The 11382-nt window shown below is 67.1% G+C and carries 13 protein-coding genes; 6 read left to right on the top strand and 7 right to left on the bottom strand.

The window, feature by feature from the left end; translation table 11 throughout:
- Positions 1 to 88: 88 nt before the first annotated feature.
- The gene (locus tag IEZ09_RS04290) at positions 89 to 652 is read right to left on the bottom strand and encodes a SigE family RNA polymerase sigma factor (protein WP_189252251.1); all 564 of its coding nucleotides are present in this window, start codon (positions 650 to 652) and stop codon (positions 89 to 91) included.
- 40 nt (positions 653 to 692) lie between these two features.
- Between IEZ09_RS04290 and IEZ09_RS04285 the strand changes: the two genes are divergently transcribed.
- On the top strand, positions 693 to 977 hold the full coding sequence (locus IEZ09_RS04285) for a YciI family protein (protein ID WP_189252250.1): 285 nt from the start codon (positions 693 to 695) through the stop codon (positions 975 to 977).
- Here IEZ09_RS04285 and IEZ09_RS04280 read toward each other — a convergent pair.
- The gene (locus tag IEZ09_RS04280) at positions 967 to 1818 is read right to left on the bottom strand and encodes an SDR family oxidoreductase (protein ID WP_189252249.1); all 852 of its coding nucleotides are present in this window, start codon (positions 1816 to 1818) and stop codon (positions 967 to 969) included. The two genes, IEZ09_RS04285 and IEZ09_RS04280, sit on opposite strands and share 11 nt — an antisense overlap.
- Before the next feature lie 44 nt (positions 1819 to 1862).
- Positions 1863 to 2789 carry an aldo/keto reductase gene (locus IEZ09_RS04275; protein ID WP_189252248.1) on the bottom strand — a complete coding sequence of 309 codons (927 nt, stop codon included), beginning with the start codon at positions 2787 to 2789 and terminating at the stop codon, positions 1863 to 1865.
- 31 nt (positions 2790 to 2820) lie between these two features.
- On the opposite strand from IEZ09_RS04275, the gene IEZ09_RS04270 reads away from it, so the two are divergent.
- Entirely contained in the window at positions 2821 to 3624 is an 804-nt protein-coding gene (locus IEZ09_RS04270) for an LLM class F420-dependent oxidoreductase (protein WP_189252247.1), read from the top strand.
- Here the strand turns inward: IEZ09_RS04270 and IEZ09_RS04265 are convergent.
- Positions 3614 to 3898, bottom strand: a complete 285-nt coding sequence (locus IEZ09_RS04265; protein WP_189252246.1) for a DUF427 domain-containing protein — start codon at positions 3896 to 3898, stop codon at positions 3614 to 3616. The two genes, IEZ09_RS04270 and IEZ09_RS04265, sit on opposite strands and share 11 nt — an antisense overlap.
- A 134-nt stretch (positions 3899 to 4032) precedes the next feature.
- Between IEZ09_RS04265 and fbaA the strand changes: the two genes are divergently transcribed.
- Positions 4033 to 5067, top strand: coding sequence for a class II fructose-bisphosphate aldolase (fbaA, locus tag IEZ09_RS04260; RefSeq protein ID WP_189252245.1), 1035 nt, complete (start codon positions 4033 to 4035; stop codon positions 5065 to 5067).
- Positions 5068 to 5132: 65 nt separating this feature from the next.
- Here fbaA and IEZ09_RS04255 read toward each other — a convergent pair whose 3' ends face one another.
- Complete coding sequence (locus IEZ09_RS04255) at positions 5133 to 6248, bottom strand: hypothetical protein (RefSeq protein WP_189252244.1); 1116 nt, start codon at positions 6246 to 6248, stop codon at positions 5133 to 5135.
- 250 nt (positions 6249 to 6498) lie between these two features.
- Between IEZ09_RS04255 and IEZ09_RS04250 the strand changes: the two genes are divergently transcribed.
- Positions 6499 to 6909, top strand: coding sequence for a DUF3151 domain-containing protein (locus IEZ09_RS04250; RefSeq protein WP_189252243.1), 411 nt, complete (start codon positions 6499 to 6501; stop codon positions 6907 to 6909).
- 313 nt (positions 6910 to 7222) lie between these two features.
- Positions 7223 to 8386, top strand: a complete 1164-nt coding sequence (locus tag IEZ09_RS04245) for an FUSC family protein (RefSeq protein WP_308202365.1) — start codon at positions 7223 to 7225, stop codon at positions 8384 to 8386.
- 159 nt (positions 8387 to 8545) lie between these two features.
- Here IEZ09_RS04245 and IEZ09_RS04240 read toward each other — a convergent pair whose 3' ends face one another.
- Entirely contained in the window at positions 8546 to 9175 is a 630-nt protein-coding gene (locus IEZ09_RS04240) for an HNH endonuclease family protein (protein ID WP_189252649.1), read from the bottom strand.
- Between the two features lie 104 nt (positions 9176 to 9279).
- Entirely contained in the window at positions 9280 to 9888 is a 609-nt protein-coding gene (locus tag IEZ09_RS04235; RefSeq protein ID WP_189252241.1) for a hypothetical protein, read from the bottom strand.
- A gap of 110 nt (positions 9889 to 9998) precedes the next feature.
- Here IEZ09_RS04235 and IEZ09_RS04230 point away from each other — a divergent pair, with 110 nt between their 5' ends.
- The gene (locus IEZ09_RS04230) at positions 9999 to 11288 is read left to right on the top strand and encodes an adenylosuccinate synthase (RefSeq protein ID WP_189252240.1); all 1290 of its coding nucleotides are present in this window, start codon (positions 9999 to 10001) and stop codon (positions 11286 to 11288) included.
- Positions 11289 to 11382 lie beyond the last annotated feature (94 nt).

Below are 11382 nucleotides of genomic sequence, written 5' to 3'. Positions count from 1 at the left end.
CGAAGCCCTATTGGTCTATACCAAGTACCGGATTGGGGGCGTGTTCCCGCGCACCGGAACCGCCCTCACCGGGCAAAACGGCGTTTTGTCAGCCCGCCATGATCTTCTGGAGTGCGTCCAGGGCACGAGACGCCGTCGACTTCACGGTGCCCTTCGAGATGCCGGTCGCCTCGGCGATCTCGGCCTCCGACAGGTCGCCGTAATAGCGCAGCACGAGGACCTCGCGCTGGCGCGGCGGCAGCTGCTGCAGGGCCTTGACCACGGCCTGGTGCTCGGCGGTCAGCATCGCGAGCGACTCGGCCGACCGCGCGTTCGCCACGTGCGGCGGGGTGTAGTCACGAGCGGTCTTGCGCCGGCGCAGCACGCTCCGCGAGCCGTTGACCACGGCCGTGCGGAGGTAGCCCACGGCCGCCTGGGCGTCGCGCAGACCCTTCCAGTTGCGGTGCAGGCCCGTGAAGGCCTCCTGCACCACGTCCTCTGCCGTCGCGGGCTCGTCCACCAGCAGCAGCGCGAGCCGGATGAGGCGCATGCGGTGCTGCTTGTACAGGTCTTCGAGCGTCAGAGGCCCCGTGGGAGGTCCTGCGACGCCGTCCTTGATTCGCAGGTTGGTCAGGGTGTCCTGCACGCTGCGCGGGGTTTCGTCGCCAACCACAAGGTAGGACGGTACCGGTCACCGTCGCTACGGTGGTCGCATGGCCCGCTTTGCAGTCGAATTGGTGTTCGGTCCCGAGACCGAGAAGCGTCTCTCGGTTCGCCCGGCACACCGCGAGTACATCGCCTCTCTCGTCGAGAAGGGCGTGGTCCTCGGCGCCGGTCCGTACGCGGACGACACCGGCGCGTTGATCATCTACGAGGCGGCGGACGAGCCGGCGTTGAAGGAGTTCATCGCCGCCGACCCGTACACGCCCGCGAACGTCATCACCGAGTGGAAGATCCGCGAGTGGACCCCCGTGCTCGGGTTGTGGCTCAACGACTAGCTGCTTGACCGCCCGGCCCGACCAGGCCTGACGTGTCGCTCGCGGCCATCTGCCGGTCGGCGTCGGCCACCTCTTCGACCGCCTGGCGGTCCACGACCATCGGCGTGAACGCGCGGAAGTACTTCAGCGCGCCCACCCAGCCGGGGACGTGGACCGCCTTCGCACGTTTCTCGACGCCCCGCACGACGGCCTTCCCGACGTTGCGGACGGGGTACTTCTTGCCGGCCAGACCGGGCATGCCCTTGCGGAGCTTGCCGAACACCGGGTGCTCGTCGGCGCTGTTGACCATGTCCGTGGCGATCCACGAGAAGTACGCGGTGCCGACGTCCACGCCCAGGTGCCTGACCTCGGCCCGCAGGCTGTCCGCAAACGCTTCACAGCCCGCCTTGGCCGCCGAGTAGGCCGCGTTGCCGGGGATGTGCACGATCGCCGCCAGCGACGACACGACCAGGCAGTAGCCGCGGCTGCGGATCAGGTGCGGCAGCGCCGTGCGGACCGTGCGCCACACACCGAGCAGATTGACCTCGACGACCCGTTCGAAGGCCTTCGGGTCCATCGAGCGCACGAACCCGGTGGCCGCGATGCCCGCGTTCGCGATGACGACGTCGATGCCGCCGAAGTGCTCGGCGGCTTCCTGGAACGCGGTTTCGAGCGCGTCCCAGTCCGTGACATCGGCTTCCCACGCCTTGCCGCCCGTCTGCCGGGCCACCTCTTCGAGCTGGGCCTTCTCGAGCCCGACGAGCGCGAGACGAGCCCCGCGCGCGGCCAGTTGCCTCGCCACCTCGGCGCCGATGCCCCTGGCCGCGCCGGTGATCAGTACCACCTTGCCCGTGACGTCCATGCCGTCACGGTAACGCAACCTACTCCCAGTAAGCTACTGGCAAGTTAAATTGCACTCAGGCGGTCCACCTCGGCCTGGGTGAGTTCGAGCTCGAGGACCGGCGTGAGGTCGCTGAGCTGCTCCAACGTCCTGGCGGACGCGATCGGCGCGGCCACCGTGGGCTGCTGGGCGAGCCACGCGAGAGCCACGGCGGCCACCGTGGTCCGGTGCGTCTCGGCCAGCTCGTCGAGCACCTCCAGCACCTGCAGGCCGTGCTCGTCGAGGTGCTTCGAGGCCGCACCCGCCCGCGGGCTGTGCACCTCGACCCCTGGCCGGTACTTGCCGGTGAGGAAGCCCCTGGCCAGCCCGTAGTACGGGACGGTCGCGAGGCCGTTCTTCGCGACGACGTCCCGCACGTCGCCCTCGAACTTCTCGCGGCTCACCAGGTTGTACTCGGGCTGCAACGCGACGAACTTCGCGAAGCCCTCGCGTTCCTGGATCTCCAGCGCCCGCGCCAGCCGTTCGGCGCTGAAGTTCGACGCGGCGACGTAGCGGACCTTGCCGTCGCGGACGAGCTGGTCGTAGGCGGCCAGCGTCTCCTCGAGCGGCGTGTTCGGGTCGTCGCGGTGGTTGTAGTAGAGATCGATGTGGTCGACGCCGAGCCGCTTCAACGAGCGCTCGGCGCTGGTCAGGATCGTGTCGCGCTTCTGGTTGTCGAACCCGGCGAGCATGCCGACCTTCGTCGCCACCACGATCTGGTCGCGGTCGGTGCGCTTGGCCAGCCACTTGCCGATGATCGTCTCCGACTCGCCGCCGGAGTTGCCCTCCGCCCAGGCCGAGTACACGTCGGCGGTGTCGATGAAGTTGCCGCCCGCCGCGGCATAGGCGTCGAGCACGGCGAACGACTGGTCCTCGTCGGCGGTCCAGCCGAACACGTTGCCGCCCAGGCAGAGGCGGGACACGTTCAGATCGGTTGTGCTCAAGATCGGCATAACCCGAACGTAGCCGGTGTTGCTGAACGACATGAGCGAGAATTTGGGGAAGTTCGGAGTCTGGGGATCGCGGCACCAGTGGGCGGACCGGGTTGACGAGGTCGCCGAGCTGGAGGCGCTCGGCTACGGCACGTTCTGGCTCGGCAGCTCGCCAGAGTCGGACCTGGCGCTGCCGGAGCAGCTGCTCGGCGCGACGAAGTCGATGACCATCGCGACCGGCATCATCAACGTGTGGCAGACCGAGCCGGAGGACGTCTCCCGGTCGTTCCACCGGATCGGCAGCGACCGGCTCGTGCTCGGCATCGGCGTCGGCCACAAGCAGATCGACCAGGCCTACGAGAAGCCGTACCCGAAGCTGGTGTCGTACCTGGACCGGCTGGACGTGCCCGCCGACAGGGTGGTGCTCGCCGCGCTCGGCCCGAAGGTCCTGAAGCTCGCGGCCGACCGCACCGCAGGTGCCCACCCGTACCTGGTGCCGGTCGAGCACACCGCGCAGGCGCGCGAGGTGCTCGGCGACAAGATCCTCGCGCCCGAGGTCACGGTGGTCGTCGAGGAGGATCCAGAGGCGGCCCGCGCGATCGCACGTGAGCAGCTGGCGTACTACTTCTCGCTCACCAACTACACGAACAGCTGGCAGCGGTGGGGCTTCAGCGCGGAGGAGGTCGCCGCGCCCGGCTCCGACCGGCTCATCGACGCACTGGTGGCGCACGGCAGCCCCGAGCAGGTGGCCGCGAAGCTGCGTGCGCACGTCGACGCGGGTGCCGACCACGTCGCGATCCAGTCGTTGAACGGCCACTACGCCGAACTGGCTGAGGCCCTGCGGCTCAAGGGGTGATCTCGACGCCCTTCCAGAACGCCACGCGGCCCTTGATCTGCGCCGCTGCCTCCTTCGGCTCGGCGTAGTACCAGGCCGCGTTGGCGTTCTCGGCACCGTTGACCTGCAACGAGTAGTAGTTGGCCGTGCCCTTCCACGGGCAGAAGCTGGTGTGGTCGGACGGCTTGAGCACCGACGCGTCCACGGACTCGAGGGGGAAGTAGTGGTTGCCTTCGACGACGACCGTGTCGTCGCTCGAAGCGATGATCTTGTCGTTCCACCGGGCGGTTGCCATGTCATCCAGTGTGCCCGTACCGGCCGGTAGCGTCCGAGCAGGCACTACGCCGAATTGGCCGCCGCGTTGGTCCTGCGACAACCCTCGTAGGATGCGGTCGACACGGCGTTCAGGGCACCTGAGGAGGACGACCGATGCCCATCGCAACCCCCGAGGTCTACGCGGAGATGCTGGACCGGGCCAAGGCGAACGAGTTCGCCTACCCCGCGATCAACGTCACGTCGTCGGAGACTCTCAACGCGGCTCTGCGCGGATTCGCTGAAGCCGAGAGCGACGGCATCATCCAGATCTCGACCGGTGGTGCCGAGTTCGCCTCGGGCACCAAGGTCAAGGACATGGTGACCGGCGCTGTGGCGCTCGCGGAGTTCGCGCACGTCGTCGCGGCGAAGTACCCGGTGAACATCGCGCTGCACACCGACCACTGCCCGAAGGACAAGCTCGACGGGTACGTGCGTCCGCTGATCGCGATCAGCCAGGAGCGGGTGGACTCCGGCGGCAACCCGCTCTTCCAGTCGCACATGTGGGACGGCTCGGCCGTGCCGCTGGAGGAGAACCTCCAGATCGCGAGCGAGCTGCTCGACCTCTCCGCCAAGGCGAAGATCGTCCTCGAGATCGAGGTCGGCGTCGTCGGTGGCGAGGAGGACGGCGTCGACAACGAGATCAACGACAAGCTCTACACGACGCCAGAGGACTACCTGAAGACCGTCGACGCGCTCGGCGCCGGTGAGAAGGGCCGCTACCTGCTCGCCGCGACGTTCGGCAACGTGCACGGCGTCTACAAGCCGGGCAACGTCAAGCTGCGTCCGGAGATCCTCAAGCAGGGCCAGGACGTGGCGGCGGAGAAGCTCGGCCTGCCGGCCGGCTCGAAGCCGTTCGACCTCGTCTTCCACGGCGGCTCCGGCTCGCTGCTCGAGGAGATCCACGAGGCCGTGTCGTACGGCGTCATCAAGATGAACATCGACACGGACACGCAGTACGCCTTCACCCGCCCGATCGCGGCGCACATGTTCACCAACTACGACGGTGTGCTGAAGATCGACGGCGAGGTCGGCAACAAGAAGACCTACGACCCGCGCAGCTACCTCAAGGTCGCTGAGCAGGCCATGGCCGCCCGCATCGCCCAGGCGTGCGAGCACCTCAAGTCGTCGGGCCGCATGATCGCGGGCTGACCCTCTTTGACGATGAAGGGCTCCTTCATCCACGTGAGGTGGATGAAGGAGCCCTTCATCGTTTGTCAGCTCAGTTTGAGGCGGGAGGCCAGCAGTTGGGCTTCCGGGCGGTGGATCACCATGTCGCCGACCGTCCAGAGGATTGCCAGAAGGACGGCCGTGACCGCCGCTGAGGAGAACGAGATCGGCGGCCCCCACAGGTACTCCTGCTGGAACCAGATGCCGACGTAACCGACGGTCGTGACGGCGGCCGATCCGAGCACGGCGGCGGCGGGTGTGGGCATCTTGACCACGTGCGCGGCGTCGATCGCGAGGCCCACGAGGATCAGGAACAACGGCACCGCGGACTTCGGGAAGTCGATGCCCGCGAGCAACGGCCAGATCAGGCACCGATAGGCGACGTAACCGCCCGCGACGGCCGTGGCCGCCAACGGCTTGTCGATCGTGCGCCGCGCGATCACCAGCACGACGGCCGCCGCGACCAGTCCCCACACCGGGTAGACCCAGTCCGCGATCGGCAACGCGAAGTGCACGACCGCCTCGCGTCCGATCGGAACGCCGAGCTGATCGGCGGCGAACTGCAGCAGGATCGGCTCGGCCTCGGGCCTGCCGTTGTCCCAGGCCTGCAACGCGCGCACGCCGTACTCCTGGTGCTGGTTGGGGAACCAGACGTTCTCCAGGAAGAAGAACCACAGCGCGACGAGCCCGAACGTCCTGCCGTTGCCCTCGGGGAAGTACTTCATCCACCCGCGGATCGCGCCGGCCAGCATGACCGCCGTGCCCAGGTAGAGCAGCGCGTGCGACCCGGACCAGCTCGTGATGTCGAGCCCGTTGATCCGGTGGTTGATGACGTCGATCGGCAGGGCGACGAGGAAGATCCCGCACCCGATCTGCATCAGCCTGACGGTCAGCTTGTCGGCGCCGTACCCCGTGAACGTGTGGAACAACGTCAGGCCCACCACGATCACCGTGCCGACCGTGTTGATCAGGTGCGGCGGTGCCAGGTCGTCGCGCAGCCACTTGAAGTGCCACGAGACGTCCCACGAGGACCCGATCAGCTTGAGCAGCAGGCCGACGAGCCACAGCCGGTAGAGCTGCCTGGTGAGCGCTGCCGGTGTCTCCCTGCCCGGCGCGCCCCGCTCCCAGTACTGGTCCCGGAACTGCCTTACCCCCTGAATCATCCGAACATCATGAGCGTTCGTCCGGACTCCAGGAAGCCGAACTCACCCTGGTTTTACCCTGATGTTTCCATTTCGTGTGCACGTTCGGGTGAACGGCGTTGATCTGGACGGGCTAGCGCGGAACCATGCTCGGCCATGAACAAGAAGATCATCGCTGGGGTGCTCGTGGCCGCGTTGTTGCTGGCCGTTGTGGCCGCGGTCATGCGGGTCTTCATCTCGTAGGTCCGGGTTGTGCGGCACGATGGGCCGCATGGTTGAGAACCTCCTCGGGCCCGAGCCGACTCGTCTTCCTGACCGTCCTGAGGCTCAGGCCGCTGCTGACGGTGGTACGGATCCGGCCAAGATCGTGCGGGCCTATCCGGACTTTTCCGAGGCTTGGGCCTTGTTGGCTGAACGCGCGTTGCACGCTGGGGATCCTGTGGCTGCCTATGCGTATGCGCGGACTGGATACCACCGTGGGCTCGACCAGCTGCGTCGGGCTGGGTGGAAGGGGTTTGGGCCTGTGCCTTGGGATCACCGGCCTAACCAGGGGTTTTTGCGGGCGCTTGCGGCGTTGGCTCGGGCTGCTCGGGAGATCGGGGAGGACGAGGAGTGGGAGCGGTGCTCTCAGTTCCTGGCTGATTCTGACCCCAAGGCGCCGGCTGCTCTTGGGTTGAGCTGAGGGTGTCCGTAGGTGGGCGCGTGCCGTAGTCATGTGCCGGTTGATTTCTGGGGCTCCGCCCCAGACCCCGCCAATCTGATCAAAGACCCACCAGCGCCTTCAGCGGGTTGATGGCACGCCGGTTGCGTTGGGCGCGGCGAACGATCAGGCACGACTCGTGACGGGACCCACCCCACCAGCCGGGTATGCCAAGGACTGCTCGGCATCGCCCTCGCGGGAGATCTGTGGTCTCTCTGTGTGAGGCATCGCAGGTTGTGCCTGGTGGTCGTTGGACCAAGACTGACGACCACTAGGCCTAGTGCGGACGAGGTGAGTGGTGGGTGCGGTCAGGGAAGCGGTCGGGCGTGCGCTGACGCGGTGGCGCGGGGCGGCGTTGGTGATCGTGCAGACTGCGCTGTCCGCTGGGCTTGCCTGGGTTGTGGCGACGCTTGTTGTTGGGCACCAGCATCCGTTCTTTGCGCCGATTGCCGCGGTTGTCTGCCTTGGGGTTTCGTTGGGGCAGCGGTTGCGGCGGGTCAGTGAGCTCGTGGTCGGGGTGTCGGTTGGTGTTGGGGTCGGGGACGCGCTGATCGGGTGGATCGGTAGTGGGCCCTGGCAGATCGCCTTGGTTGTGGCGCTGGCGATGTCGGCGGCCGTGTTGTTGGACGGTGGCTCGGTCATCGCGTTGCAGGCCGGGAGCAGTGCGGTTCTGGTGGCGACGTTGCTGCCGCCCAGTGCCGGGGGCGGGTTCGACCGGATGATCGACGCGTTGACCGGTGGGCTGGTGGGGCTGGCTGTGGCGGCGTTGTTGCCTGCGAATCCGGTCACTGTGGCTCAGCGGCAGTTGAAGGCGCTCACCAACACGCTCAGCAGTGCGTTGCGGAACCTCGCCGAGGCGCTGGCGGAGAAGGACGCGGTCAAGGCTGCTGGGGTGCTCGCGGAGTTGCGGACCAGTCAGGGCACGATCGACGACTTCAAGACGGCGTTGCAGACCGGGAGTGAGATCACGAAGATCGCGCCCATCCGGTGGCGGTCCAAGGACGAGCTCGGCAGGTATCACACGGCGGCTGGGCCTGTGGACTACGCGATTCGCAACACTCGGGTGCTGGCTCGCAGGAGCATGGCGGCGTTGAAGGCGGGCGAGCGGATTCCGGACGGGGTGCCGGAGGTGTTGAAGGACTACGCGGATGCCGTGGACTGCCTGAAGGGTGAGTTGGAGAAGGGCAGGGAGCCTCGGCAGACGCGGGAGGCCGTGCGGGACGCCGCGCGGCTGTTGACCGCGCGGCGTCTCGGTGGGGACGGGTTTTCGTCCAAGGTCGTGCTGGCGCAGATCCGGAGTGTCGCGGTGGATCTGTTGCAGGCGACCGGGTTGAGTCGTGGAGAGGCGATGGAGGCGTTGCCGCCGCTCAGCCCTCCGGGCGATGCAGGAGACCGTGCAGGAGTTGGTGAACCTGCTCGTGATCGCGAGGATCGGCCAGGGCGCACGAACCGCCCGTGATGGCGTACCACTCCTCCGCGCCTTCGTAGCGGACCAGTGCGCGGAGCTTTCCGTCTTCGGAGAGTTCGGTGCACAGTTCCAGGTCGCCCGTGATGACGCCTACCTCGTCGGTCATCACGCCGCCTGGGCCCGCCGTGAAAAGCGTGGAGAGTGTGGCCATCAGCAGGTTCCGAGCATTTCCGTCAACGCCGCCTTCTCGCTGGACTGCACAGTCAGGTGGTACTCGTCCTTGATACGTACCCACATCTTGGCGTAAGTGCACCAGTAGGACCGCAGCGGCGGTTTCCAGGAGGCCGGGTCCTGGTCGCCCTTGGCCTGGTTGACGTTGTCGGTCACGGCGATCAGCTGCGGGTGTTGCGTGTCGTTGGCGAAGGTCTGGCGGGTGGTCTGGGTCCAGGACGAGGCGCCGGAGCGCCAGGCTTCCGCCAGGGGCACGATGTGGTCGATGTCCACGTCCGAGGCCGCCGTCCAGGTCGCGCCGTCGTAGGGCGAGTACCAGCGGCCGGAGGTGGCGGCGCAGCTGGAGTCGGTCACGACGTTCGTGCCGTCCCGCTTGAGGACGTACTCACGGGTGTTGCAGGTGCCCTCCTTGGTGATCCAGTGAGGGAACTTGTCCCGCGAATAGCCCGTCATCGAGCCCTCCGTGCGCACCGTCAGGCTCGCGAGCTGGCTTTTGGCGTCGGTGAGCGAGGGGATGCCGATGGGTGTCGCAAGTGCAGGGGAAACAAAACCAAAGGTGAGTGCCAGGGCGGCAACGGAAACACCGATGGTTCGGTTAACTTTTGACATTCTCCCGACCTTCCTTGTTGGAAGTGATCGGGACATACCCTTAGTGACCGTATGGAATTAGGCAATACCTTTGGGTGACACCCAAGTGAACGACGAGCGCCGAGCTAGACGCCTCGGACCAGCCTCAGGTCCTCGGTGTGGCGGTACCAGGTCCACTTGTCGACCGGGCGCGGGTGCTTGTGACCGTCCTGAACGGCTGTCGTGGGGAGGCAGCCGAGCTGGAAGGCGCGGGGGCGGCTTTCGCGGACCCGCGAGCCGATGAGGCGTTTGTTGATGATTCGGATGACCAGGCCCAAGCCGCCGTCCGGGTCCGGGGTGCACTCGATCCGGGAGGCCTGGCCGCGCAGCACGTTGTCCGCGTCGCTGTAACCGACGCCACGGACGGGTGACAGCACGCCGAGGCCCATCAGCACGCCGCCGACGTCGTCGCGGACGAACGGGACGGGATCTACGTCACCGTTCTGGGCGATGTCGAGGGCGCGGGTGGGGTCGGTCGAGAGGCCCCAGAGGGCGGCGACGGGCGAGTTGCCCACCGGGACGTAACCGAGCGCTACCGAGGCGAGCTTTTCCTTGCGCAGCAACCGCAGTGCGACGGCGGCGAGATCGGCGTCGGTACCCACGACGATGAGCCGTTCCGCGTCCAGGTGTTGATCGACGTGGTCCTTGCCGGGGCGGGACGGGACGACGTGGACGTCGTCACGTTGAGTGATCATTGGCAACTGCGAGTTTCCGCAGGCCAACACGATTCCGTGCACGGTCATCTCCTGGTCTACCCTCGCTTACCGGCGTTCGCTCGAACCAGTCCAAGCGCTTGGAGTTTCACATGCCGGCCGTCGTGCTGATCGGTGCCCAGTGGGGCGATGAGGGCAAGGGCAAGGCCACCGACATCCTCGGTGAGCGTGTCCAGTGGATCGTCCGCTACCAGGGTGGCAACAACGCGGGTCACACCGTGGTCCTTCCGGACGGCCAGAAGTTCGCCCTGCACCTCATCCCGTCCGGCATCCTCACGCCCGGTGTGAAGAACGTCATCGGCAACGGTGTCGTGGTCGACCCCGGCGTGCTGCTCGAGGAGCTCGCGGGGCTGGAGGAGAAGGGCGTCGACACCAGCGGCCTGCTGATCTCGTCGGACGCGCACTTGATCATGCCGTACCACGTGGCCATCGACAAGGTGACCGAGCGCTACCTGGGCAAGGCGAAGATCGGCACCACCGGCCGCGGCATCGGGCCCGCCTACCAGGACAAGCTCGCCCGCGTCGGCGTGCGCGTGCAGGACCTGCTGGACGAGAAGATCCTCCGGCAGAAGGTCGAGGCCGCGCTCGACTTCAAGAACCAGGTGCTGGTCAAGGTCTACAACCGCAAGGCGCTCGACCCCGACCAGGTCGTCGACCAGGTGCTGGAGCGCGGTCAGCACTTCGTGCACCGCATCGCGGACACCCGGCTGCTGCTCAACCAGGCGCTCGACCGCGACGAGATCGTGGTGCTCGAGGGCTCGCAGGGCACCCTGCTCGACGTCGACCACGGCACCTACCCGTTCGTCACGTCGTCCAACCCGACCTCGGGTGGCGCGACGGTCGGCTCCGGTGTCGGGCCGACCCGCATCAGCACCGTGATCGGCATCCTGAAGGCCTACACGACCCGCGTGGGCTCCGGTCCGTTCCCGACCGAGCTCCACGACGACCAGGGCGAGTACCTGCGCAAGCAGGGCGGTGAGTTCGGTGTCACCACCGGGCGTTCGCGCCGCACCGGCTGGTTCGACGCCGTGATCGCCCGGTACGCCTCGCGCGTCAACGGCATCACCGACTACTTCCTCACCAAGCTCGACGTGTTGTCCGGCCTGGAGAAGGTGCCCGTCTGCGTCGCGTACGAAGTGGACGGTCGCCGCGTCGACGAGATGCCGATGACGCAGACCGACGTGCACCACGCCGTGCCGGTGTACGAGGAGCTGCAGGGCTGGTTCGAGGACATCTCGCACTGCCGCTCGTTCGACGAGCTGCCGGCCAACGCCAAGGCCTACGTCGAGTACCTGGAGAGCATCATCGGCGCCCGCGTGTCGGCGATCGGTGTCGGCCCCGGCCGCGACCAGACGATCGTCCGCCACGACGTCCTCGCCTAGAAAAGATCGCGGCACCGATTATCTCCAGGTACGACGCTTTTTCACGATTTGGGCGTCGTTGACGAAGGGACACGGCTCGCCTGTAATTCGGGCC

Source organism: Lentzea flava (genome assembly GCF_014648475.1).
In the GTDB taxonomy this organism is placed as follows: Bacteria; Actinomycetota; Actinomycetes; order Mycobacteriales; family Pseudonocardiaceae; genus Lentzea; species Lentzea flava.
Note: the sequence above shows the minus strand (reverse complement) of the source record. Positions and strands in the feature narration are given on the sequence as shown.

Coding starts and splice junctions, on each gene's coding strand:
- IEZ09_RS04285 (WP_189252250.1), top strand. CDS start 693: ATGGCCCGCTTTGCAGTCGAATTGGTGTTCGGTCCCGAGACCGAGAAG.
- IEZ09_RS04280 (WP_189252249.1), bottom strand. CDS start 1,818: ATGGACGTCACGGGCAAGGTGGTACTGATCACCGGCGCGGCCAGGGGC.
- IEZ09_RS04275 (WP_189252248.1), bottom strand. CDS start 2,789: ATGCCGATCTTGAGCACAACCGATCTGAACGTGTCCCGCCTCTGCCTG.
- IEZ09_RS04270 (WP_189252247.1), top strand. CDS start 2,821: ATGAGCGAGAATTTGGGGAAGTTCGGAGTCTGGGGATCGCGGCACCAG.
- IEZ09_RS04265 (WP_189252246.1), bottom strand. CDS start 3,898: ATGGCAACCGCCCGGTGGAACGACAAGATCATCGCTTCGAGCGACGAC.
- fbaA (WP_189252245.1), top strand. CDS start 4,033: ATGCCCATCGCAACCCCCGAGGTCTACGCGGAGATGCTGGACCGGGCC.
- IEZ09_RS04255 (WP_189252244.1), bottom strand. CDS start 6,248: ATGATTCAGGGGGTAAGGCAGTTCCGGGACCAGTACTGGGAGCGGGGC.
- IEZ09_RS04250 (WP_189252243.1), top strand. CDS start 6,499: ATGGTTGAGAACCTCCTCGGGCCCGAGCCGACTCGTCTTCCTGACCGT.
- IEZ09_RS04240 (WP_189252649.1), bottom strand. CDS start 9,175: ATGTCAAAAGTTAACCGAACCATCGGTGTTTCCGTTGCCGCCCTGGCA.
- IEZ09_RS04235 (WP_189252241.1), bottom strand. CDS start 9,888: ATGATCACTCAACGTGACGACGTCCACGTCGTCCCGTCCCGCCCCGGC.
- IEZ09_RS04230 (WP_189252240.1), top strand. CDS start 9,999: ATGCCGGCCGTCGTGCTGATCGGTGCCCAGTGGGGCGATGAGGGCAAG.